The following is a 24266-nucleotide window of genomic DNA, read 5'->3' on the forward strand; positions in this document are numbered from 1 at the left end:
TGTCGTAGTGTGAATTAAAAACCAACATTTAAACCAAAAGAAACGGTTCTAATTTGTGGACTAACAGCGTTGTCTAAGCCCAACGTACTGATGTTGTCAGGGTCAGCTCCGCTGTATTTTGTCCATACAGCCAAGTTTTGTCCTTGCGCAAACAAACGCAAACTCTGCACAAAACCCTTCGTTGCTTTTGTCAACGCTTTGCTTGGTACACTGTAAGTCAATACGATGTTTTGTAAACGGAGGTAATCGCCGCTCTCTAGGAAACGAGAGTTTGCCAATTGAGATTGGTTGATGTTGTTACCTTGACCATAGTACAATCTAGGTACGTTGGTGATATCACCAGGCTTCTGCCATCTTTGAAGAATCTCACGACCATTGTTTTGGAAACTTTGGTTCATCAACGCATCTTGACGAGTGATGTTGAAGATTTTGTTTCCACCTGAATAACGCAACATTATTTCTAAGCCCAACCCTTTGTAGTTAAAGTTGTTGGTAAATGCACCAAACCATACGGGTGTAGGATTTCCTAAACGCGCACGGTCATTGAAAGTCAGCGACGTTTGAGCGCCCAATGTGCCTTCGTTTTGACCAGAAGCAACGTAGTAACCACCAATTGAGAAAGGAGCACCGTTTGAAATATTCAACTGTGCAAGTGTACCATCCGCTTTCACATAAACTGGGTTACCATTTGCTGAGTTTACACCTGAGAACCGGTATCCGTGAATCACGTTGATGGGTTGACCTACTTCAATCAAGTTATAGCCACCGTTTTGGATGTATGGAACCGCCGTACCACCAATCGAGTAAAGGGCAGTGATTTCGTTTTTGATATTTGAGTAATTGAAGTTGGCATTCCAAGTGAAATCTTTGCTTCTAATGATGTCACCACCAATCGCCAACTCGATACCCTTGTTGCGAAGCGAACCAATGTTTTGAGAAATTGAGTTGCCAGGAACCCCTGCGCTCAAAGGTGTTGGAACACCAAGTACCAAGTTATCAACGTCGTTGATGAAGTAATCCGCTGTTACGTTAAAACGGTTGTTAAGAATACCAATATCAATCCCTACGTCGTACTTGTTACTTGTTTCCCACTGCAAGTCTGAGTTACCAATGGCTGATACTGCAATACCACTGATGTTTCCGTACGGACGAGCACCATACGTACTCAAGTAAGGGAAGCCGCTCAAAGTATTACCAACTCTTGCGTACGAAGCTTTCACTTTCACTTCGTTGATGTATTGGCTCAAGCCGCTGTTTGTCCAGAAGCCTTCTTGCGATACGCGCCAGCCTGCTGAGAAACCTGGGAATACCCCGTAACGTTTTTCAGGTGCCAAAGAGCTTTGTCCATCGCGACGAATCGACGCTTGTACGAAGTATTTGTTGTTGAAATCGTAGTTAAAACGACCAAACAATGACTCAAAACCAGACTGCGTCATCGACCCACCCGTTGTCTGAATGGCTGCACTACCCGTGATAAAGTTTTCTTTGATGAAGAACATATCCGAGATGTTTGAGCCTGACGTAGAGTGCCACTTGTAGTTATCGCGTTGCACTTCGTGACCTGCTGTTAGGTAAATGTTGTGGTTTTTACCCAACGTCAAGTTGTAGTTTAAGTAGTTTTGCCACGTATAACGCAAACGATTTTGGTTTTCGTTGTACACATAACCGTTTGTTCCACCCGTTGATGTTCCGTAACCGTCACCGTGAAGATTTGTCCAGCTTTGGAAGCTGTAATCGCTAAACATATCTGCCGAGAATACCGAGCGCAATTTCAAGCCTTGAATCGGAGAAATTTCGATAAAGCTGTTGTTGATGATACGGTATTTGTCCGAACGGTACTGGTTGTTACGCAACGTAAAGGCCGCATTCGTGAAGTTGTCATCCACCGAAGTCGTGTTAGCGCCTGGGTTCATTGAGTTACCGTTTGGCCAGTTGATGTTAAAACCAGTTGGGTGGTTGGCATTGTAAGGCGACACGTTTGGCAACAAACGAAGCGTTGACGAAATCGCACCACTCAAAGCGTTGGTACCGTTGTTTTGGTCTCCGTCGTCTTGGCGGCTAATGGTGATGTTGTTACCCACTTTGATATACTTGTTTGCTTCGTGTTCTACGTTCAAACGAGCACGGTATGCTTTGTTAAAGTTGGTAATGATAATCCCTTGTTGCTGCGAGTAGTTGAGCGACATATAATAGCTAGTCTTTTCAGTACCACCTTGCGCACTTAGGGTGTGGTTATGCACCGCCGCATTGTTTACCATCACTTGGTCTTGCCAGTTGGTGTTAGTTTGAGCTGCGTCCATGTTGGCACGCAAAGCTTGACCTGCATTGGCCAATTTTTCGTTGGCAATCATCACAAATTCTTGGGCATTCAAGACGTCAAAACGCTTGAGGGCGTTGTTGAAACCGATAGAAGCATCGTAGCTAACTTTACCTCTTCCTTTTGTACCTTTTTTGGTAGTAATCAAAATAACCCCCGCAGCCGCTCTCGAACCATAAATCGCCGTAGCCGATCCATCTTTCAACACTTCCATGTTTTCGATGTCGGCAGGGTTAATATCTCCCAAAGCGTTTGAGTTGGTTGTACTTGCCAAGTTTCCAGAAAGGATAGGCACACCGTCCACCACGATCAATGGATCATTGGCTTGGTTTACTGAGTTTGTACCACGAATACGGATACGTGCTGGCGTGTTAACACCACCACCCACGTTTGTTACCTGTACCCCTGTTGCACGACCAGCCAACTGCTTGTCAATCGAAGGAGTCATCAAGTTGGCGAATTGTTTTGCATCTACCTTTGAAGCAGACCCCGTAAAAGCTTTGCGCTGCTGCACACCGTATCCAACTACTACGACCTCGCTCAGCTCGCTGGCCTGGGATTTAAGCGAAGGATTAATTACTGATTGGCTACCTACCAACACTTCTTGTTCTTCCATTCCTACGAATGAAAACACCAAGGTACTATTGCCATTCGGAACTCGGATAGAGTACTTGCCGTTACCATCCGTAACAGTTCCTGTTAACGTACCTTTCACAACTACACTTACCCCAGGTAATGGAGAACTGTCATCACTACTGGTGACTGCACCAGTAACGGTACGCTCTTGCGCTCTGAGTTGAGTGCAAAAGCCCAATAACAAGCAAAAGCTTGCCAGTAAAAAATTACGCATACGATTTAGTTTGGTTTTTAGTTTAACAAAATGGTGTTAACTCTTTTACTTCGCACAAAAGTTAGGCGCTTTAGTGCTAATGTAAGCGCGAAATTAAAACATGATTAAAAGAATATCTCTAAAAATCAGTAAGTATTCTTAGTAACATCGGCCAACACCCCGAAATTTAGCGACGAAAAATACTTATTTTACTGACAAAACCTTAAACCTTCAACCGAAACAATAAATACAAATTTTGTCCATGATTGAATCCTTTTTAGAAAAAACAGCTCGGTATATTTTTTCAAAACATCCTGACATTCGGCAACTTGAGCAATTATCTATCATTGTTCCTACCCGACGGTCTGGGTATTTTTTAAAACGTGCTTTGGCGCAGTGTTCTGCTCAGCCATTTTTGGCACCTGAAGTCGTCGCAATCGACGATTTTGTAGCTGACCGTTGCAAGATAGAAATTGCCGATAATGTGAGCCTACTCTTTGAATTATACGATATTTTCAAGCAAGTTGATAAAAACATCACCTTCGACCGCTACTTGCAATGGGGTAGTATGCTACTGCGTGACTTTGACCAAATTGACCAGTATCTGATTGATGCCGATTACCTTTTTGACTATATCACCGAGGCCAAAGCCCTCGAACGGTGGCAAGTTGATTGGCCAAACAGCAACGTTTCTACGCAATCAGACCGCCTAAAAGCGTATTTTGAATTGTTCTCAAACCTTAAAAAGGTATATTTTTCATTCAAAAAAGACCTAAAAGAGAGAAACAGGGCGTTTCGTGGAATGGCCTACCGAGATTTAGCTGAAAATGCAGTTGATGTCCTACTCACCGCCGACCATTCCATCAAACCGCATTACTATTTTGTTGGCTTCAACGCCCTAACTGCGGCCGAAGAGAAAATCATCAAAACCCTCGTTAATGCCAAACAAGCCGAAACGATTTGGGATTGTGATTACTACTATATGCGCGATAATCCGCTCGCCGAAGGGGGGAAATTTTTGCGTAAATACCGCGACGCGGCCTGGTCAGGTGAATGGAAATGGAGTGAAAGCCATTTATTGGGCACCCAAAAAGACATACACGTCTATGCCGTTCCCAATGCTTCGATGCAGGCCAAAGTGGCGGGCGAGCTCTACCAACAATGGTGCGCAGAAGGACAAGGTGGTTCGGAACAACGCCCTGTAGGGATTGTTTTAGCCGACGAAAACCTGCTCGTTCCGATGCTCAATGGGCTTGATGAATCCATTACCGACTTGAACGTAACGATGGGTCTTACGCTTCGTAACTCGCTGCTATTTACGCTCATAGACTCCCTTTTTGAGTTACAATTTACCATTGCTGAATTTAGGTCCAAAGACGGACGGGCCGTAAAAATCCCCAAATTCAACCATCGAACGGTTCAAAAAGTACTGAACCACCCCTTCATTCGTCGGTATGAATTTCTGGCTCTACAACAACGTGATGTCTCGACCGAAACCATCATTCAAGTGACTATTAGGGAAATTCAGCAGCGCAATTTGGTCTATCTCGACCCTGCCCTACTCCTCGAATGGGGACAACAACACCCGCTTTTTAAAACACTTTTTAGCCGCTGGGACGACAACCCACACACTGTCATCAAGGTATTTTATGACCTGATTGATATTTTGCGTGAGGTGTATAAAGACACCCAAAATGCGATTGAAACGGAATACCTATACTTGTTTTATACACTCCTAAAACAACTCGAAACGACGCTCAGTACCGAGCACGTTGAAAAGCTCAATTTGCGCACGTTTAAAGCCTTTTTGTACGAACTTATCCGCCAAACACGCATACCGTTTAGTGGCGAACCCGTCAGTCCGCTTCAAATTATAGGGATGCTCGAAACCAGGGCGTTAGACTTTGAACGAATCGTTATTTTGTCGATGAACGAAGGGGTTTTCCCCATGACCAAACGCCAAAATTCGCTCATCCCGTTTGACATTGCCAAAGAAGCAGGCTTACCCGTTTTTAGCGACCAAGATGCAGTGATGTCGTACCATTTTTATCGGCTTTTACAACGTGCCAACGATGTTCATCTCGTCTATGTAACCGATTCAAACACCTACAATGGCGGCGAAAAAAGTCGGTTTATTCTCCAAATTGAGCATGAACTTGTGCCCAAAGCCAACGGAAATATCAAGTTTACGGAACACGTGGTTAGGTTTCAAGAGATGGATACCTCCGATATTGGTATGACAGACTCCGACGTCGATACAACCCCAAACAGTAAACCCCAAACAGTAAACTCCAAACATACCATCAACAACGATTGGACTGTACCCAAAACCCCCGAAACACTAGCATTTTTACGCCAAAACTTAGCTAACGGTGGTCTATACGCAACCCACCTCAACCAGTACTTAAAATGCTCACTTCAATATTATTTTAGTCGCGTGGCGGGGGTTTCGGAAGACGAGGAAGTGGAAGAAAGAATGGGAGCTGCCGATTTTGGTTCGTGGATACACGCCGTGTTGGAACGCATTGACATCGAATTTTTGATGGACGGAAAGCCCATTAGCGATGCCGAAATCAAGGCCGTACTGCGCGAAGAATTTGCCAAATTGTTCCGAGGTTACGACCCAGAATCGGGCATCAATCGTCTTTTGTACCAAGTAGCCGAACAAACCGTGTTGGATTTTCTGAAAGAACAACGCCAACGCGATGAAAACCTTGTTGTGCTCGCTACCGAGCAAAAATTGACTGCAACCTTTAACGTACCCCTATCAGACGGCCCGCTCGCTTTGAAAATTGCGGGAAAAATTGACCGCGTAGAACTCCTCAACAACGTCATTCGCGTGGCCGATTACAAAACGGGCAAAATCGAACAGCTCCCCAAAGTTACCCCCGATAAACTTGATCACATTATGAACTCGGGCGACAATTCAAACCATGAAAAAATCAGGCAGTTATGGATTTATCAATACCTGATTTATAAACAAATGCTGCGTGAAAAAGGCTTGCGTTTGCGCGGACGCGAGTTTCACTTAGATGCCTACGAAGTGACTTCGGGCTTTTACTCCCTGCGCAATATCAAACGTGGTTTTATCTTTAATCCTTTAAAATTTGGCGATACCCAAGATGCCGAATCGTACGTAGAACAGTCGGAAAACTACCTCCGCACCTTTGTCATTGATAAACTTCTTAATCCTGACGAGCCTTTCCGAAAAACCGACTACCTAACGGCTTGTCAGTTTTGTGATTTTAGGGAAATTTGTGGTCGATAAATCGCCTCTCAAGCAGCCTGTATGAGCAATGCAGGTTGCTTGGCCCTTCGTCGGGCGACGGGTGCGGCAAAACCATCTTTTTGACGCACCAACCCATCGTGCCCCACGGAAGTATGAAGTAGGTTGATAATACACCCCCGCCGAATGCGCACAAATGAGTTAGATAATTCTGTTTCAAAAAGCCCCAAAGTTTTGGCTACCAGCATCGGTGGATGGGCATTTATTACGATAAGCGTATAATTTCGACGCCCCTCTAAACGAACAATTTCATTCAAAGGCACAAATACTTTTCCTCCAATACATGGAAGACGCAAGCCAGCAACGCCTTTTTTGGTAAATGCAAGTTCATATACTTTCATGAGTAGCAGGGAGTTAGTGAATAGTTGTACAAAGGTGCATGATTTGCCTTTGGCCATTCAAGGGGAAAACTACCCTTCACTTCCCGCAATTTTCCCGTATTTTTACAGCTTAGTTTATAGCCATATATATGTTTGCCATTGTTGACATTGAAACCACGGGCGGCGCCTATGCCACAAGCCGCATCACTGAAATTGCAATTATTCGCCACGATGGCACCCAAATCATAGATTCTTACCAAAGTTTGGTCAATCCTCAATGTTGGATTCCTGGTTTTATTACCCAACTGACGGGCATCGACAACGAGATGGTCAAAGATGCCCCTACTTTTGAAGAAATCGCCGATGAAGTACGTCGAATGACCCTCAATGCCGCCTTTGTAGCGCACAATGCTTCATTTGATTATGGGTTTGTGCAAAGGGAATTCAACCGTTTGGATGAGTATTTCAAACGCGATACGTTGTGCACGGTGAAACTAAGTCGGAAAATTTTTCCTGGCTATAAGTCGTACAGTTTGGGCAACATTTGCCGCGACCTCCAAATCCGCCACGTCAACCATCACCGCGCCATGGGCGATGCCTCCGCCACTACCCTATTGTTTGAGCAGCTTCTTCAAAATGACCACGCTGGCATCCTAAAAGACTGGCGCCCGTAAGCTAGTCCCGAACTCCGATTTGGGACATCTTCGGCCTAGCGTCTCCGACGCAACCAAGAAAAAATGCGCCCACTTGAACCATTTTACGCATCGGTCAGTTTTGTAAGTGATTACTCACTTTTATTAAACAATGACTGAAAAACAAGAACTTATTTTGGCAACTGCCCTTCGGCTTTTTGCCGAAAAAGGCTTTGATACGACCCCCACGAGCCTCATTGCCAAAGAAGCAGGCGTGTCGGAAGGACTGATTTTTCGCCATTTTACCAACAAAGACGGCCTCATGGACGCCATCGTCGCCATGAGCGAAGAGCGGCTTAGCGCCAATGCCGAGCGTATTTTACAATTATCCAACCCCGTTGACCAAATCCACGCGACGCTCGAACTACCCGTTCAGCTTTTTCAGGAAGAACGTGAGTTTTGGATGCTTCAGTTTTCGCTCAAATGGCAGAAAAAATACAAGAACCAAAACTACACCCCAAGCCCTGCACACCTAAAAGTAATACAAGCACTTACCGATGGTTTTCGGGCACTCGGATACGCACAACCTGAACAAGAAGTAAAAATTTTGATGATGCTTTTAGACGGTTTTAGTCACCAACTTGCCCTTTCTCCGTCTCCAGAGTACATCGAAACTACCCTCGCTTTTCTTAAAAGTAAATACCCCAACTAACACCGACAAATGTCTCGCAAATTCAAAAAAACCATGATGACAACCCTTATCATTTTAGCTGCCCTCGCTTTGGGTGGTTATTTTTACCTGCAACAGCCGCAATTTGGGCAAAACCCTGAGGGAGCGCACCTTGAAAAAATCAAAAAATCATCTCATTACAAAGAAAAAGGTTTCCAAAATCAACACCTTACCCCCGACCTAGCCGAAGGCACTACTTACTGGGATATTCTCAAAGCCTATTTTGTCAAAGTCGAAAATAAAGAACCTAGCCAACCTCTCCCGTCAGTTAAGACCGATTTAAAAAACCTGCCCAACGATGCCCCTTCGGTGGTTTGGTTTGGGCATTCATCGTATTTTTTGAAGGTTGGAGGAAAAACTATTTTGGTGGACCCCGTTTTTAGCGGCCATGCTTCTCCTGTTTCATTTTTTGGGGGCAATTACGGCGGAAGCAACGTCTATTCCTTGGATGATTTCCCCCCCATCGACCTTCTCATTATTTCACATGACCACTACGACCACCTCGACTACCCGACTGTTAAGGCCCTTCAGCCCAAAGTAAAACAAGTGGTGACCTCGCTGGGTGTAGGTTCACATTTGCAACATTGGGGTTATTCTCCTTCCCAAATCAATGAGTTAGACTGGTGGGAAAACACAACCATTGCCGATTCGTTAGAAATCACCGCCGCGCCCGCCCGTCATTTTTCGGGCAGAGGTATTAAGCGCGCCCAAACGTTTTGGTCGTCCTTTATTTTAAAAACACCCCAACACAACCTGTACCTTGGGGGAGATTCGGGCTATGACACTCATTTTAAAGAAATTGGCGAGAAATACGGGCCGTTTGACTTAGCGATTTTGGAATGTGGCCAGTACAATCAGATGTGGAAATACATTCACATGATGCCCGAAGAAGTAGCCCAAGCGGCCGTTGAACTAAAAGCAAAAACGCTTTTACCCGTTCACTGGGCCAAGTTTACTTTAGGTCTCCATCCGTGGATGGAACCCATCGAACGTGTCACCAAAAAAGCGCAAGAGCTAAACGTTCCAGTCACAACCCCCATGATTGGCGAAGTGGTAGAAATCAATCGCCATTATCCTAACAAGGCTTGGTGGAAATAACCAACGGCGATCATATTTCAACAAAAAAGTGCTTCTAAGTTTAAACCTAGAAGCACTTTTTATTTTTGCAAAGGGTTTTCAACTATCAAAACGAAGTCTTTTTCCTTAAAACGCAGGTGTTAAATTGAGGGCTTCTACTTTTTTGATTTCGGGTACCGATTTCAAAATAGCTTCTTCCAAACCTGCCTTAAATGTCATTGAAGACATAGGACAAGCACTACAAGCACCCGTGAGCTCCAACATTACGGTCATGTCATCCGTAATTTCTTTCACTTTGACGTTGCCCCCATCCGCCTCCAAATACGGACGAATGCTATTGAGGGCATTTTCCACGCGTGATTTTAATTCTTCCATGAATGTTTGTATTAACCTGTGATTAAAACGCTAATATGTACATTTTTTCATTGCCAATCAAGGTTCGGAGCTTTCTACACCCGAATCTCCACCTGTTTGGTTTTGGCCTGGGTCGCATTCCGAATCGCCACCTGCTGCGCCAAGTTTTCGGCGGCTTCTTGGAATGCTGCTTTCGTAATTTCATCTTCACTCAAAAACGCTGGACGGCCTTCATCTCCTCCTTCGCGAATCCCTTGTACCAACGGAATTTGTCCAATGACTGGAACATCAAACTTTGACGCAAGTTCTTTTCCTCCATCTTTTCCAAACAAGAAATATTTGTTGTTTGGAAGTTCGGCAGGGGTAAAATAGGCCATATTTTCGACGACCCCAAGCACAGGAACATTGATTTGCGGCTGACGGAACATTGCCAAACCTTTGATGGCATCGGCCAAGGCAACTTTCTGAGGCGTTGTGACAATCACCGCTCCCGTGACGGGCAATGCTTGCACCAACGTCAAGTGAATGTCACTTGTACCAGGTGGCAGGTCAATCAACAGATAATCTAATTCACCCCATTCTACATCACCAATCAACTGTCGCAACGCCGTACTTGCCATTGGGCCGCGCCAAACAGTGGCACTTTCGGCTGGCACTAGGAAGCCCATCGAAATGATTTTGATTCCCCATTGCTGAATCGGCATCATCAGGTTGCGCCCATCGCGCGTCACAATACGAGGCTGCATGTCTTCGGCGCCAAACATCACAGGCATCGAAGGCCCGTAAATATCCGCATCCAAAATACCCACTTTTGCCCCTGCACGTGACAACGCCATGGCCAAGTTGGCCGTCACCGTCGATTTTCCGACACCTCCTTTGCCTGATGCAATGGCAATGATATTTTTTACTTGTGGCATCACAGGCCCGCCCGAACGAGTGGTTGTAATATCGGCGGTCATGTTTATATTAACCCGAATATGATTGCCAAAAAACTTATGAATGGCATCCGTACAATCCTTGCGGATGAGTTCTTTCAACGGGCAAGCGGGGGTCGTTAGCACCACCGTAAAACTTACCAAGTCAATCCCTGTTTCTACGTCTCGAATCATGCCGAGCGTTACAAGGTCTTTTTTAAGATCTGGCTCTTGTACAGTACTGAGCGCTTGAAGTATTTTCTCTTTATTGATCGTTAGGTCACCCATTTATAATGACAATTTTTTAACTAACCCCAAAAGTACAAGGAAAGTTTGCTAAACCCCTAACACGGTCCCTGAAAAGTAGATTTGGCTCAGGTAACGAATAACCTGAGCCACGATTATTTTTTCACGGGTACTAAACGAAATACAAAACCTGGGTCTTCCACTCCTACGTATATATAACCGTCGCGACCCATTTGGACATTGCGCAAACGACCGAGGTTTTCGAGCAATATTTCTTCTTTTACCACTTTTCCGTTTTCCATTTTACAACGGTTGAGGTATTTAAAACGCAGCGAACCTACCAACAAATCGCCTTTCCAAGCAGGGTATTTATCGCCCGTCACAAACACCATCCCACTCGGCCCAATCGACGGAATCCAGTATAAATTAGGCTGTTCCATGCCTTCTTTGGCCGTTAGTGGAGTCAACACCGTTCCGTCGTAATTGATACCGTACGAAATCGCAGGCCAGCCGTAATTGACGTTTTTACGAATAAGGTTCAACTCATCGCCGCCGCGAGGGCCGTGTTCGTGTTCCCACATTTCGCCCGTCGTAGGGTGCATGGCCAAACCTTGCGGATTGCGGTGTCCAAATGAGTAAATCGACGCAATCGCTTTGTCTTGTTTGACGTACGGATTATCGGCAGGGATGCTTCCATCGTCGTTGATTCGGTGAATTTTTCCACAGGCATTTTCAACCGACTGCGGAAAGAGCGGCTGGTGCTGCCCACGATCACCCACGGATACAAACAAAAAACCATTGCGGTCAAACTCCAACCGTGAACCATAATGATGGCGCGTTTTTAAGTAAGGCAATGCCTCAAAAATGACTTTTTGGTCAGTCAGCAAGTTTCCCATAAGTCGGGCACGCATGACGGCCGTGGTAGAAAGCTTAGTTCCATCGACCGTTTTAAACGCTGAATAAGAGAAATAAATCAGTTGGTTTTGGGCAAATTTAGGGTGAAGTTCCACGTCAAGTAGCCCCCCCTGCCCTTCGGCTAACACCTCAGGCCCGCCCGTTACTTTTTCCTTCTGTTTGTTTCTATCCACCCGATAAATACTGCCGTTACGGTCGGTAATGAGCATATCACCATCGGGCAAAAACGTCATTCCCCACGCACTACTCAACCCACTGGCAATGGTGTCGAGTTTCACAGTCATATCTTCCGATGTAAAAATGTTTGATTTAGGTTTTGACGCAAAGCTGTATTTACTTGCTTTATCGAGTCCTTCCAAAATATAGTCGGACAAGGCGTCGATATCCTCTTTTTTGAGTGATTTACCCCACGCAGGCATCCCGTTATCTGGGTAGCCATTGGTGATACTTTTGATTAAATCGTCCTTCGTTTTGCCATGTTTCCACTGGCGATCCACAAACATTTCTACTTTTTCGCCGTGGCAACCTGAGCAAAAGTTTTTGTAGTTGTTGGCAGCCGTTTCAAAAGCGGCAGGTGTAGCCACATACTCGGTGGTGGGCTGGGGTTGGTGCGTCAGTTGGCTGGCCAAAATCACGGTTGCCGCCACTGAGCTAATCGCTGCGTATTTAAACATGTTTGAAATAAATAGGGGTTGGTTTTTTGATGTAAATTAAGTAGAAATAACGCAAAAGCAATATAGTGTTAGAAAAGGTAAACAAAGTCGTAGCGTCAATTGCGAAAGAGGCATTACTTTTGTAGCTTCAAAACAATCCAGCGGAGCTTTTTCTTGAAAAGCTTCCTTTTACGAAATGACAGACATTGCAGTAATCTTTGACATGGACGGCGTTATTGCCGATACCAACCCCACTCACAACATCGCTTGGCGTAAATTTTTAGACCAATACGCCATCGTTCCCACCGAAGAAGAGCTCCAAAACCACATGTATGGCAAGCACAACAGCTACATTTTGAGCTATTTTTTCAAAAAAAACGTGGAAGGAGCCGAACTCACCCAACTTCAATTTGAAAAAGAAGCCCTTTTCAGAGAATTATATGCTTCTATCGCCGAGCCGATTTCGGGGCTTTTGCCTTTTTTGAAAGACCTCAAGCAAAACAACGTCAAAACGGGAATCGCTACCTCAGCGCCTTTTGAAAACTTAGACATGATGGTCGAGCGCATACCTTTGTTGGGCGAAGTGATGGAATCAATGCTTTCAGAACGCGACGTTACCCAACACAAACCCAACCCTGAAGTCTATCTCAAAAGCGCCGAACGTTTGGGAATTTCTCCTGACCGCTGCGTGGTTTTTGAAGACTCCGTCTCAGGGGTAAAAGCAGGACTCGCCGCAGGCATGAAAGTGGTGGGTGTTACTACCTCACATGGCCCGAATGAGCTTCCGCCCTGTAGTGCTTATATTGCCAATTACGATTCGTTGAACTTCGATTTCGTAAAACAATTGCTTTCTTAATTTGGTATGACAACTCACTTAAAAACGTATTTTACCAACCACCGCAGCCTAGCTATTGGAGCTATCTTTGCTTCGGTAGGGTTTCTGTTTGGAAATTGGGTGACGTGGATTCCATTTGTCAAACAAAAATATGGTTTGGACGATGCACAGCTTGGCCTGCTCTTGTTGAGTTTGCCATTGGCTTCGACGCTCACCAACCCTCTTTCTACGCTCGTTATCAATCGTTTTGGCATGAGAACCACTACCCTTGGTGGACTCACGGGTATGGCCTTGGTTTATCTACTGCCAGTCAACGTTCCTGCGCTTTGGATGACTTCCATTGCACTCGGGCTTTTAGGTATAGGTATTGCCTTTACCAACGTTGCGATGAATACCTGCGTTACGGCGATTGAAAAACAAGACGGGACGTTTATTATGTCCACGTCACACGGCATGTTCAGTGGCGGCGGAATGATTGGGTCGGCTTTGGCCAGTGTTTTGATGGGCTTCAAAGTACCTCCTGCGGTACACGTTTCCATCATCACTCTCACGATTTTAACCATCATCGTTTTGGCTCGGCCCATCATCATGGGCATTCACGAAGAAAAGCTCAAAAGTGAAGGAGGCGCCAAGTTTGCCTGGCCCAACCGCGTCTTGGTGGGGATGATTGCCATTTCACTTTGTACCAACATCACCGAGGGTACCATGTCGGATTGGACAGCCGTTTACATGCGTGAAGTGGTAGAAGCCAACGACTTTTTCATTGGTTGGGGATTTGCTTGTTATGCTTTTTTTATGGCTTCTGGGCGGTTTATTGGTGATGCCTTAATTCCGCAATACGGTAGCCGAAAAGTACTTGTTACGGGGGGAATCATCGCCGCATCAGGCATTCTAATTGCCGTATTTTTCCCCTATACCCTCACGGCTATTTTAGGCTTTGGGTTAGTGGGGGCAGGTGTATCGTGTGGGGCGCCCATTCTATACGGAAGTGCAGCCCGCGTTCCAGGCATGGCCAAAGGCGCAGGACTAGCCACCATGAATACGTTTAGCTTGGCAGGATTTCTAGCGGGCCCTGCCCTCATCGGCCTTATTTCCAATGCGGTTAGTCTTTCGTTTGCCATCGGCATTGTGGCCGTTTTAGCCCTCGTCTGGTCATTACTTTCCAACAAAGCACAGTTATATTAAGGCATACCCAATGCTATCCACCCACACATTTACCCTTTCGCTACCCGTTTGGCGACTAATTTATGACACAATTCCTGCGGAGACAACGGCCTCTTTGTTGGCAGTTGAGCTTCGGAGCAAGTCGGGGGTGGAATGGGCGGTGATTGATGTAGAAAATGATACTGTTCGTTGGCAAAAACCAATCGCTGATACCGATTGGTGGACCAGCTTGATTGGGTTTTATTCGGGGGTTTTGTTGTTTCATACGTATGCAGGTAGCGAACAACCCGCTCCCAAATCGCTACTAGCCATCGACGCCGAAACGGGTGCATTTCTTTGGAAGCTAGACGGATATTCCTTCGTGGCTACCGATGGGCAGCTGCTTCAAACTGCACAAACCCAAAGTGATTTGCAGCTAAACATCACGCACAGGTATTTACGAGACGGAAGCCTTTCGGCAGCTTCTGTCCTAGAGCAACCAGCTACGAATGTTTCTTGGCGCTTTCCTACCGAACACCCAGAAAGCAGCCCGTACTATTCGGTTATCGGTCAGTTTGTCCAAAAAATAATTGGCAAAACACCCCAAAAAGCCCTAAATTATGGGGAAATTGGTGGACATATTTTGTTTTTTCAGTATCTTTACCACGCTAACGCAACTGCTCTATCCCGCTCAATCTTGGTCGTAAATACATCAAAAACGGTGCTTCACCACGAAACCCTTGAAACCGACGTGACGAGTACTGCTTTTGGTGAGTCTTTTTACAATGAGCACCATTTAGTGTATTTGAAAAATTTACAAGAATTAGTAGTTATAAAATTGCCGAAACCATGATTACGCGAGTTGGATGTTGCCTTGTAGTTGTAGCGCTGTTGATGGGAGCAAAGGCCATGGCTTCTCCCTTTACCTTCGACTCTACGGGCATCGAGAATAAAAACGGGAAAACATACGTCATTCACAAAGTAGAACCTGGCCAAACCCTCTACGCAGTGATGCGTAAGTACCAAACTACCATTAAGGCATTGAAAGATGCAAACCCAGGAATGAAGGACAACCTTTCCGTTGGGCAAGTAGTGCGTGTCCCTGCCCGCTCGGGTGGTTCATCTGCAAAAACTGCGGCCAAAGAACCCGAAAAGACGGATAAAAAACCCGAAGGAAATAAGCTCGTTCTTGACTACGAAATTCAATCGAAAACCTCTCCCGTTGTTAAAGTAGAAGATGACAAAGGCAAAGAGGCTGATACAAAACCTACCGCTACCCCTACGGAAGAGCCCGAAAAGGAAGACGTAAAACCTGCCCCCATTTCGGCCCCCAAAACAGGCTTGCACAAAGTAGAAGGTGGTCAATCTCTCTATGGAATTGCAATTAAGTACGGCGTATTGATGGCTGATATTCGCCGTTGGAACGGACTTACCTCTGACCAGCTTCGTTCGGGGCAAGAGTTGATTGTTTCGGAAAATACGTACCAAGATTATCTCAAGAAGAATAAATTGGATTCGGTGAAACTAACTGAAGCCAAAAAGCCAAGCGAAGAAAAATTGCCGCCTCCGCCCGTTCGTCCCGAAGACCCTACAAATGCCAATTTGCCCGAACCTAAAATTGCCAACACAGGCAAACGTATCATGGAAACGGGAGTAGCAGAGGTATTGGACGGTACCGACAACAACAGCAAATATTTAGCCCTCCACCGTACCGCACCCGTGGGGTCGTTGATTCAGGTCAAAAATATGAACAATAGCCAAAGTGTTTGGGTCAAAGTGATTGGCAAACTTCCTGATATTAGTGCCAACAACCGCATTATCATCAAATTGTCGGCCCGTGCACAAGAAAAACTTTCGCCTGGTGGCAAGCAATTTATCGCCGAAATCAGCTACTTAGCGCAGTAACAACACGGCTACTTTTTAGCCTCACAAATGCGTTGATTGATGAAAAGCTTACTTTATCCGTTGTTAGTTTTCGCCAGTTTTGTGATTGCTACGTTTTTGATGTTCCAAAACCTCGAAACCGTATTTGCGGATAAATTAAATACGCTCGTGCTTTATGCTTACGCTTGGATGTTCTGTTTTGTTAGGAATTTGTTTTTGGGTTTTTGGCAAAAAACTCTCAAACGCCTACCCCACTCGACACTCTGCACTCCCCCACTCGACATTCACTTACAATTGTCTTAAATAGCTAATCTTCGCGATAAGATGGTCTTCCTGACTGCGCGTATCTAAGCGAGTGGTTGATTGAAATTCTCGTTTGTTGAATACAATGTAAATAAACGACAACGGCTGATATTCCCACGAAAGGCGGATGTTGTAATTATTTGCCTGAGTATCGGTGTTTCGTTGGTAAAACCCAATTAATTGCAAACGCGGATTTGCTGCAAAACGGCCTTCTATCGACCACAAATCAATGTTTTTAGAAGTATTATTGACACCGACATTCTTGAAAGTATTCCGATTGTACCTTCCCGTGATTGAAACGTGCGGAATCGGCGCCACTAGCATACTAAAGTTGGTCGTGTTTAGTTTACCGTTGTAATACGTTCCGTATTCACCGTTCCAATTGAAGCTTACTTTTTTGGAACCATCGCTTCCCCAATAGACAGCGTGGCGCGTATAATTATAACTTCCTGCGTTGATTTTTACCCCCAACGGACTAAACGGCTCGGTCAAATACTGGTAGGTTGGTGTCATGATATGCCCCATAAAACCACCCGATTGCAGCATGAGCCAAAAAGGGCTCAACCCGTACGAACGTTCAATCAAACGGCCTGTACTCGCTTGATGGTAAAACTCAACCAACAAACTCGGTTCTACCGAACGGATGATTTTTTTGAAAGGGACGTGCTTGCCTCGATAAAACCAAAATATACCTGGGGTAGTCCCGATGACGTCAGAACGCGAAGTAAATCCAACGGCAGGGTTATATGACTTTGAAATGAGCGATTGCGTCCACCATATTTTCCATTGGTTGGTGGCATAAAAATACTGCGCCGCACCCGCAGCCCCCGTCACATTGCCCTTGGTATCATGGCTGACGTTGAGCATCCAATTGAGAGAATGCGCCTCATCAAAGCGGATAAAACCGTCCACGTTGCCCACAATATTGGTATTTCCCGAATCATTCTTGACCGTCACCAACGCCCCCAAACGACTTTGTTTACCCAAGTTTTCGGAATAACGTCCGACAAAATAATTGGTCAGCGGCGAAGATGCCGACCCTCGTTGACGGATATACATAGCCCCGTAATTTGTTTTGGCCGAACGGCTCACAAAGCGCGCCCCCGCATCAATCGGGATGGGGTTTCCTGCTCCATCTAAGCCAATTTGACGGCTAAAAAACGGTTGAATCCGCATTGTTCCTCCCGACATATCCGACGCAGGTCCGATTCCAATCCCAAACAATGAGGCATTTTCTAAGAAAAACTGACGACGCTCGGGAAACAACACCGAAAAACGTGTAACGTTGTTGACTTGACGGTCAGCGTCGGCTTGCGCAAAATCAGTATTAAACGTCAAATCCAAGACCGCCCGCGAATTCACCGCCCATTTTATCTCCCCCCCTACTTTTACCGCTGCATCTTCGGGTTTACGGCCGTCGATTTGTCGATAACGGTCGTAGGAAGTCAAAAAGTAAGGTTGTATGCGGACGTTGGCCGTGGGCGGAGGTGGTTGAAGCCCTTTGATGATACCCGCATAGTCCATACGCAAGACATTAAACGAACGTGGAAAAGGAGAAAATGCGTAGTTTTCATTGGTCATACGACGCCCACGATTGACATTGAAACCCCAACTTTGGGTTGCTTCATCTGATTTTGCGTAACGTAATGTTTTCCAAGGAATGGCAAATTCAGCCACCCAACCTGAGTCCGAGCGCGTGGTCCGAACCCGCCAAAGTCCGTCCCAATCCAAATCAATATACGTAGCATCAAACGACAGAAAATCGCGCTGCACACCGTGGGGATTGGTGGTAAAGACCATTGCATTTCGGCGGTCGTTGAAACCGTCGATGCTCATTCCCACAAAATCAGAGGTTCGGGTGTTAAAATCGCGCTTAAAATCAATAACGCGTACAGATTTTTTGCCCAACGTATCTCGGTTAAAAACGCCCAAATACAGATAGTTTTGGTTGAATAAAGCCCGAATTTCGGTGTAGTGACGGGGTTTTTCTCCTTGGCGAGGGTCAACTTCAATAAAATCGCTTTTGGGCTTGGCCAACTGCCATTCTTTGTCGTTCAAGTGGCCATCTACTTTGAGGTTATTTAAAATCTTAACCGCCTCAAATTCTTTGCGAACCGAATCAGGTTTAAACAGTTGAACGTCTTGCGAAAAACAACAGAACGACAGCAGGCACAGTACCAGCGTAAAAGAATAATTCATGGATGAAGCGGAATTGGACACGAAAGAAGTCGCAAGTTAGCACTTCTATTTCAAAAACCTTTCACCCAAACGAGGGGGTATACGTCAGCGTGCTGTTGGATGCTCACATCCGACGCCTAACAGACATTTCGGTTCTGAGGAACCGAAAACACGAAACAAAAAAGCCCTCGCACATGGAAGTGGGAGGGCTTTTTGCAAAGAAGTTCTTAGAATTACTCTTCGTCGCCTTCGTCGTTACGAAACGAATAAAGCGTTGGGTCGAGCTTGAGGGTACCTTTATTGAAGTTATTTACAAAATCAGTAATGACTTCTTCCGTTACTGCTTCTACGTTCAGGCAAGCATCTAGTCCTACACCGTACTCAAATTCTGTGTCGATTTCCAAATGTTCTTTTACCTTCACTTCTTCTTCTTCCTCAATCGCCTCAATCAGCTCAGTGATAAGCTCTTCCGCTTCTTCTTCCTCTTCGGGCTTGATTTTGTAGCCTGGGCCACGTTCATCCAACGGCAAGTATTTTGGGAATACCTTTTGAGCTTGCGCTACGGCTTTCTCGTACACCAAACTGCTGTGGTGGAGGCGTAACGTATAAATAATGGCATCATAAATGACCTCTTGGCCTTTGTATTCGCCAACAAACTGAACGTGAGCCAGTTCGTCATTTTCTGCCATGCTTTCGTCTTCGTCGTCGCAATGAACAAAGTTCATGCCTTCTTCTTCGCATTCCTCCCGTAGTAATTTTATTTCTTCGGGATTGTAACCTTCGTTTGTCATTGATAAGTAATTTTAGCCGCGGCAAAATTAGCCGTTTTTAGGCAGCTATTTGTGTATGACCTCATCATTTTTTACTAACCAGCTAAAAATCGTAGAGTTAGCCAGTGTTTTGGCAGGGCCTGCGGTGGGTATGTTTTTCGCCGAACTAGGCGCAAACGTCATCAAAATCGAAAATAAAAAAACGGGTGGCGACATGACTCGCTCGTGGAAACTCCCTTCCGAAAACCCCACTTTGGCCACTTCGGCCTACTATGCCAGCGTCAATTGGAACAAGCAGGTACATTTTCTGGATTTGGAAGATACTACTGACCGCCAGCAAGCGTACGAACTCATCAAAGATGCCGACATTGTCATTAGCAATTACCGTACTCCTGTTGCCCAAAAACTTGGTGTCGATTACGAAACACTTGTTCAACTTGTACCTAACTTAATTTTTGCCCAACTCAACGCCTTCGACGACACCAGCGAGCGACCAGCCTTCGACGTAGTGCTGCAAGCGGAAGCGGGTTTTATGTTTATGAATGGTGAAAAAGAAGGCCCTCCCGTCAAAATGCCCGTAGCTTTGATTGACGTTTTGGCCGCTCACCAGTTGAAAGAAGGAATCTTGTTAGCCCTCTTGCGGCGTTATCAAACTGGGCAAGGCTCGTACGTTTCTACGTCGTTGTTTGAATCGGCGGTGGCTTCCTTGGTCAACCAAGCGACCAACTGGCTCATGGCTGGGCACATTCCGCAACGCATGGGCACCCAACATCCCAACATCGCCCCCTACGGCGACTCCTACGTTTGCCAAGATGGGAAAATTATCTTGTTGGCAGTGGGTACTGAAAAGCAGTTTAAGAACCTATGTCAAGTGATACAGCACGACGAGTTAGTGGCGCTTTATCCGACAAATGCTTCTCGGGTTCAAAACCGCACCGCCCTGAACGAGGTGTTGGCACAAGCCATCGGTCAACTACATTCACAAGAACTTTTAACTCAATTGGAAAAAACAGGCGTTCCTGCGGCCTCAATCAGAAACATGCAAGAAGTGTTTGAACTCCCAGCGGCGCAAGCGATGATTTTGGAGGAAGAACAGGCCGATGGAAGCGTCAGCAAATGCGTCAAAACCGTCGCTTTTGAGCTAAAATAGTAGATTTTACCATAGGGCATCCTTATACACCAAATCAACTAACCAAATGAAAAATACCATCGCAATTTTAGCCCTTGCCTTTTTACCGTTGGTAAGTCGTGCGCAAGAGGAAGTGAATCAACTGATAGCACCAGGCGCAACCCTTCAGCAAATTTCTAAGCAATTTAAGTTTACCGAAGGCCCTGCCGTTGATAAAAAAGGAAATATTTTCTTTACCGATCAGCCCAACGACAAAATTTGGAAGTACGATACCGAAGGGAATTTGGGGGTATATATGGAAAAAACGGGGCGTTCTAATGGCTTGTTTTTTGACAAAAAAGGAAACATCATTTCTTGCGCCGACGAAAAAAACGAGATGTGGCAAATCTCTCCCAAAGGCGAAGTAACGGTTCTTTTTTCGGGTTATCAGGGCAAAAAACTCAACGGCCCCAACGACCTCTGGATTACGCCCAAAGGAGGAATTTACTTCACCGACCCCTTTTATCCACGTGACTACTGGGAACATAAAAAGCCTGAACAAGAGAAACAAAGTGTGTATTTTTTGCCTAAAGGCGCAAAAACGCCCGTTTTGGTGGACGATAACCTGAAACAACCCAACGGAATTGTGGGCACACCCGACGGAAAACACCTTTTTGTGGCCGACATCCGCGACCAAAAAACTTACAAATACGACATCAATAAAGACGGAACGCTCACCAATCGCCAACTTTTTGTAGCACAAGGCTCGGACGGAATTACGCTCGACAACCTGGGAAATTTGTACATCACAGGGCGCGGCGTAACCGTTTATGATCCTACGGGCAAAAAACTAGGCAATATTCCGATTCCGTCGGGCTGGGTGGGCAACGTTTGTTTTGGGGGCAAAAACCGTAATGTGTTGTTTGTCACTGCATCGGAATCTATTTATACGCTCAAAATGCAAGTAAAAGGAGTTGAATAAGATGAAAAAGCTCATTTTGTCGGTCTTATTGCTAGGAATGGGTATCGTTTGGGGACAAAAAACACCCTCACGGCCCAACTTTGTCATCATTATGGCCGACGACCTTGGTTTTAGTGACATTGGCTGCTACGGGGCCGAAATCAAGACCCCTAACCTCGACAAACTTGCTTCAAAAGGCGTAAAATTCACCCAGTTTTACAACGCCGCCCGCTGCTGCCCAAGCCGTGCGTCGTTGCTGACGGGTATGTATCCGCACCAAGCAGGCATGGGAACGATGGTTGTGACCAAAGTCAAAGATCGCTCCAAAGAAACTTCAACCCAAGGTTGGTTGAGCAAACAAACCGTAACGATAGCCGAAGTACTCAAATCGGCAGGTTATCAGACCTACATGTCGGGCAAATGGCACGTGGGCGAAGAACGTCCCGATTGGCCTTTGCAGCGCGGTTTTGACCGCTATTTTGGACTTATTAGTGGAGCAACCAGTTACTACGAACTACTCCCAGGGCGAATTTTGCTCGAAGACAACGAACCATACAAAATCCCCGAAAAATTTTATTTGACCGACGCCATTTCAGACAAAGCCATTGGCTACATCGACCAAAACCACGGCTCCAACCAACCTTTTTTTCTGTACGTTGCCTACACTGCTCCCCACTGGCCCCTTCATGCACCAGAGGAAGATATTACGCAATACCGTGGCAGTTACCTCAAAGGCTGGGATTATCTCCGTGCCGAACGTCTAAAAAAGCAAAATCGATTGGGCTTGTTTCCTAAACAATACGCCCTTTCGCCCAAAGAAACAAGTCTTCCCGATTGGTCTTCGGTGACTAACAAAAATGAATGGGACTTAAAAATGGCGGCTTATGCTGCCATGGTCAGTCGCATGGATGCGGGTATTGGCAAAATCATGGACAAACTCAAAGCCACGGGGCAATGGGAAAATACGGTCATTGTTTTTCTGTCCGACAACGGCGCATGTGCTGAAATACTCAACGACCGCGCCCAGCGCGACCTTGGCGAAAAAGCTTACGCCGAGTCGTTGACAAAAAAAGCGGGTGAAAAAGGTTCTTACACTACGTACAGCAAAGAATGGGCAGCTTTAGGCAACACGCCGTTTCGAATGTACAAACAATTTACGCACGAGGGCGGCATTGCGACTCCCATGATTGTACATTATCCTGCACTCGTCAAAAAACCATTTCAGACGCAGCAAGTTGGTCATATTATGGACATTATGCCCACCTGTTTGGAATTAGCAAAAGCAACCTACCCAAGCCAATACCAGCAAAATTCGGTCAAGCCTTTGGAAGGGAAAAGTTTAGTGCCTATTTTAGAAGGAAAAACCCGCACTCCTCACCCCTATTTGGCGTGGGAGCACTTTGACTGTCGAGCCGTTCGGCAGGGAAAATGGAAGTTGGTTTGGTCCAAAGGCGCAAAAAAATGGGAACTATACGATATGGAAAATGACCGTTCGGAGCTGTATGACCTTGCCACCTCTCACCCCGCCAAAGTACACGAATTAAAAACATTGTACAACGACTGGACGGCTAAAGTAGGTGCCACCAAAGGAGAATAATCTCCCGTTAGCCTTCCGACCTTTATGCAACAATTAGAACAATTTTTACGCGAAATAGGCCCCGTTTATGCCGCATTGATTGCCACAACCTTCACCTGGGGCGTTACTGCGTTAGGAGCATCCTTGGTTTTTTTCTTCAAAACAGTCCCTCGTAGTATCCTTGACGCCATGTTGGGATTTACAGGTGGCGTCATGGTGGCTGCTAGTTTTTGGTCCTTACTCGCTCCCAGTATCGAGCAATCGGAAAAACTTTTTCCCAATTTTCCATGGATGCCTGCCGCCGTAGGTTTTTTATTAGGCTCGCTGTTTATCTATTTTTTAGACAAATTTACCCCTCACTTACACATCAATTTTGGAGAAAACGAGAGTGAAGGAATGAAAACACAATGGCACAAAACCACGCTGTTGTTGTTGGCCATTACCCTTCATAACATTCCCGAAGGACTAGCGGTTGGGGTGTTGTTTGGCGCAGCCACCATTAGCGGCGGCGACCATTTGCTATCGGCAGCCATCACACTTGCCATCGGTATCGGCATTCAGAATTTCCCTGAGGGCTTTGCGGTGGCCATGCCACTTCGGCGGCACGGCGTAAGTCGCTGGAAAAGCTTCTGGTATGGTCAGCTATCTGCCATTGTTGAGCCCGTAGCGGGCGTTTTTGGGGCTGTAGCCGTCATTTACCTCCAACCTGTCCTCCCGTTTGCTCTTGCATTTGCGGCTGGTGCAATGATGTACGTTGTTGTAGAAGAAGTAATTCCCGAAACCCAACGAGACAAATATACCGATATATCTGTCTTAGGATTTATCGTAGGATTTGTTGTGATGATGATTCTGGATGTTGCACTAGGCTAACCTCTGCAAAAATAAATGCCAAAAGAAGGCCGTCACTTTGGATAGTGACGGCCTTCTTACTCAATGATTTATATGATTAAAATTAGATAACTTTTACGTTAACCGCATTCAAACCTTTTTTACCATTTTCCACATCAAAAGACACATTGTCGTTTTCACGAATATCATCAGCAAGGCCTGATACGTGTACAAAAATGTCTGCGCCACCATTGGATGGAGTAATAAAACCAAATCCTTTGGTGTCATTAAAAAACTTAACTGTTCCTTCTTGCATTGTATTATCTTTAAAGTATTGATTCTCAAAGGTAAATATATATATTGAATATACCTAATTTATTCCTTTTAGTTTTGAAAAGTATTTTCGA

At 45.6% G+C, this 24266-nt stretch carries 21 protein-coding genes; 13 read left to right on the forward strand and 8 right to left on the reverse strand.

Translation table 11 applies throughout. From position 1 onward, the window contains the following. Positions 1 to 14: 14 nt before the first annotated feature. Positions 15 to 3167: a TonB-dependent receptor gene (locus DTQ70_RS13285; RefSeq protein ID WP_122931252.1), complete on the reverse strand. Its 3153-nt coding sequence runs from the start codon at positions 3165 to 3167 to the stop codon at positions 15 to 17. Positions 3168 to 3408: 241 nt separating this feature from the next. On the opposite strand from DTQ70_RS13285, the gene DTQ70_RS13290 reads away from it, so the two are divergent. After that, the gene (locus DTQ70_RS13290) at positions 3409 to 6414 is read left to right on the forward strand and encodes a PD-(D/E)XK nuclease family protein (RefSeq protein WP_122931253.1); all 3006 of its coding nucleotides are present in this window, start codon (positions 3409 to 3411) and stop codon (positions 6412 to 6414) included. A gap of 8 nt (positions 6415 to 6422) precedes the next feature. Here DTQ70_RS13290 and DTQ70_RS13295 read toward each other — a convergent pair whose 3' ends face one another. Beyond that, positions 6423 to 6773, reverse strand: coding sequence for a LytTR family DNA-binding domain-containing protein (locus DTQ70_RS13295; RefSeq protein WP_164490009.1), 351 nt, complete (start codon positions 6771 to 6773; stop codon positions 6423 to 6425). A gap of 128 nt (positions 6774 to 6901) precedes the next feature. Between DTQ70_RS13295 and DTQ70_RS13300 the strand changes: the two genes are divergently transcribed. From DTQ70_RS13300 to DTQ70_RS13310, 3 genes are all read left to right on the forward strand, one after another. Further along, complete coding sequence (locus DTQ70_RS13300) at positions 6902 to 7426, forward strand: PolC-type DNA polymerase III (RefSeq protein WP_122931255.1); 525 nt, start codon at positions 6902 to 6904, stop codon at positions 7424 to 7426. A 130-nt stretch (positions 7427 to 7556) separates the two neighbouring features. Next, positions 7557 to 8096 (forward strand): TetR/AcrR family transcriptional regulator, encoded by a 540-nt coding sequence (locus DTQ70_RS13305; protein WP_122931256.1) that lies wholly within the window; start codon positions 7557 to 7559, stop codon positions 8094 to 8096. A gap of 33 nt (positions 8097 to 8129) precedes the next feature. Continuing rightward, positions 8130 to 9212: an MBL fold metallo-hydrolase gene (locus DTQ70_RS13310; protein ID WP_229600127.1), complete on the forward strand. Its 1083-nt coding sequence runs from the start codon at positions 8130 to 8132 to the stop codon at positions 9210 to 9212. A 105-nt stretch (positions 9213 to 9317) separates the two neighbouring features. Here DTQ70_RS13310 and DTQ70_RS13315 read toward each other — a convergent pair whose 3' ends face one another. From DTQ70_RS13315 to DTQ70_RS13325, 3 genes are all read right to left on the reverse strand, one after another. Beyond that, positions 9318 to 9566: a NifU family protein gene (locus tag DTQ70_RS13315; RefSeq protein WP_206019723.1), complete on the reverse strand. Its 249-nt coding sequence runs from the start codon at positions 9564 to 9566 to the stop codon at positions 9318 to 9320. A 74-nt stretch (positions 9567 to 9640) separates the two neighbouring features. After that, positions 9641 to 10747 (reverse strand): Mrp/NBP35 family ATP-binding protein, encoded by a 1107-nt coding sequence (locus tag DTQ70_RS13320; protein WP_122931258.1) that lies wholly within the window; start codon positions 10745 to 10747, stop codon positions 9641 to 9643. Positions 10748 to 10860: 113 nt separating this feature from the next. Then, on the reverse strand, positions 10861 to 12294 hold the full coding sequence (locus DTQ70_RS13325; protein WP_122931259.1) for a PQQ-dependent sugar dehydrogenase: 1434 nt from the start codon (positions 12292 to 12294) through the stop codon (positions 10861 to 10863). A 175-nt stretch (positions 12295 to 12469) separates the two neighbouring features. Between DTQ70_RS13325 and DTQ70_RS13330 the strand changes: the two genes are divergently transcribed. The 5 genes from DTQ70_RS13330 to DTQ70_RS13350 are packed head-to-tail and all read left to right on the forward strand — an operon-like array spanning position 12470 to position 16438. Next, complete coding sequence (locus tag DTQ70_RS13330) at positions 12470 to 13129, forward strand: HAD family phosphatase (protein WP_122931260.1); 660 nt, start codon at positions 12470 to 12472, stop codon at positions 13127 to 13129. A 6-nt stretch (positions 13130 to 13135) separates the two neighbouring features. Next, the gene (locus DTQ70_RS13335) at positions 13136 to 14293 is read left to right on the forward strand and encodes an MFS transporter (RefSeq protein WP_122931261.1); all 1158 of its coding nucleotides are present in this window, start codon (positions 13136 to 13138) and stop codon (positions 14291 to 14293) included. A gap of 10 nt (positions 14294 to 14303) precedes the next feature. Beyond that, a complete protein-coding gene (locus DTQ70_RS13340; protein WP_122931262.1) occupies positions 14304 to 15104 on the forward strand; it encodes a DUF4905 domain-containing protein in 801 nt (266 codons plus the stop codon). Beyond that, on the forward strand, positions 15101 to 16156 hold the full coding sequence (locus DTQ70_RS13345; RefSeq protein WP_122931263.1) for a LysM peptidoglycan-binding domain-containing protein: 1056 nt from the start codon (positions 15101 to 15103) through the stop codon (positions 16154 to 16156). The genes DTQ70_RS13340 and DTQ70_RS13345 overlap by 4 nt, the downstream gene beginning before the upstream one ends. Positions 16157 to 16195: 39 nt before the next feature. Then, positions 16196 to 16438, forward strand: a complete 243-nt coding sequence (locus DTQ70_RS13350; RefSeq protein WP_122931264.1) for a hypothetical protein — start codon at positions 16196 to 16198, stop codon at positions 16436 to 16438. On the opposite strand, the gene DTQ70_RS13355 is transcribed toward DTQ70_RS13350, so the two are convergent. Together DTQ70_RS13355 and DTQ70_RS13360 are read right to left on the reverse strand one after the other, a co-directional pair. Next, positions 16424 to 18637, reverse strand: coding sequence for a carbohydrate binding family 9 domain-containing protein (locus DTQ70_RS13355; RefSeq protein WP_122931265.1), 2214 nt, complete (start codon positions 18635 to 18637; stop codon positions 16424 to 16426). The two genes, DTQ70_RS13350 and DTQ70_RS13355, sit on opposite strands and share 15 nt — an antisense overlap. A 212-nt stretch (positions 18638 to 18849) precedes the next feature. After that, positions 18850 to 19407, reverse strand: a complete 558-nt coding sequence (locus DTQ70_RS13360) for a hypothetical protein (RefSeq protein ID WP_122931266.1) — start codon at positions 19405 to 19407, stop codon at positions 18850 to 18852. Between the two features lie 55 nt (positions 19408 to 19462). Between DTQ70_RS13360 and DTQ70_RS13365 the strand changes: the two genes are divergently transcribed. Genes DTQ70_RS13365 through DTQ70_RS13380 form a run of 4 tightly spaced genes read left to right on the forward strand, consistent with a single transcriptional unit; the run spans position 19463 to position 23901 of the window. Next, positions 19463 to 20536: a CaiB/BaiF CoA-transferase family protein gene (locus DTQ70_RS13365; RefSeq protein WP_122931267.1), complete on the forward strand. Its 1074-nt coding sequence runs from the start codon at positions 19463 to 19465 to the stop codon at positions 20534 to 20536. Between the two features lie 46 nt (positions 20537 to 20582). Further along, positions 20583 to 21476 carry an SMP-30/gluconolactonase/LRE family protein gene (locus DTQ70_RS13370; protein WP_122931268.1) on the forward strand — a complete coding sequence of 298 codons (894 nt, stop codon included), beginning with the start codon at positions 20583 to 20585 and terminating at the stop codon, positions 21474 to 21476. Between the two features lies 1 nt (position 21477). Further along, a complete protein-coding gene (locus tag DTQ70_RS13375; RefSeq protein WP_229600128.1) occupies positions 21478 to 23052 on the forward strand; it encodes an arylsulfatase in 1575 nt (524 codons plus the stop codon). Between the two features lie 24 nt (positions 23053 to 23076). Beyond that, positions 23077 to 23901, forward strand: coding sequence for a ZIP family metal transporter (locus DTQ70_RS13380; protein WP_122931269.1), 825 nt, complete (start codon positions 23077 to 23079; stop codon positions 23899 to 23901). An 82-nt stretch (positions 23902 to 23983) separates the two neighbouring features. Here DTQ70_RS13380 and DTQ70_RS13385 read toward each other — a convergent pair whose 3' ends face one another. Beyond that, positions 23984 to 24175, reverse strand: coding sequence for a cold-shock protein (locus DTQ70_RS13385; RefSeq protein WP_028526727.1), 192 nt, complete (start codon positions 24173 to 24175; stop codon positions 23984 to 23986). Positions 24176 to 24266 lie beyond the last annotated feature (91 nt).

It is taken from the genome of Runella sp. SP2, from assembly GCF_003711225.1.
Classification (GTDB): Bacteria; Bacteroidota; Bacteroidia; order Cytophagales; family Spirosomataceae; genus Runella.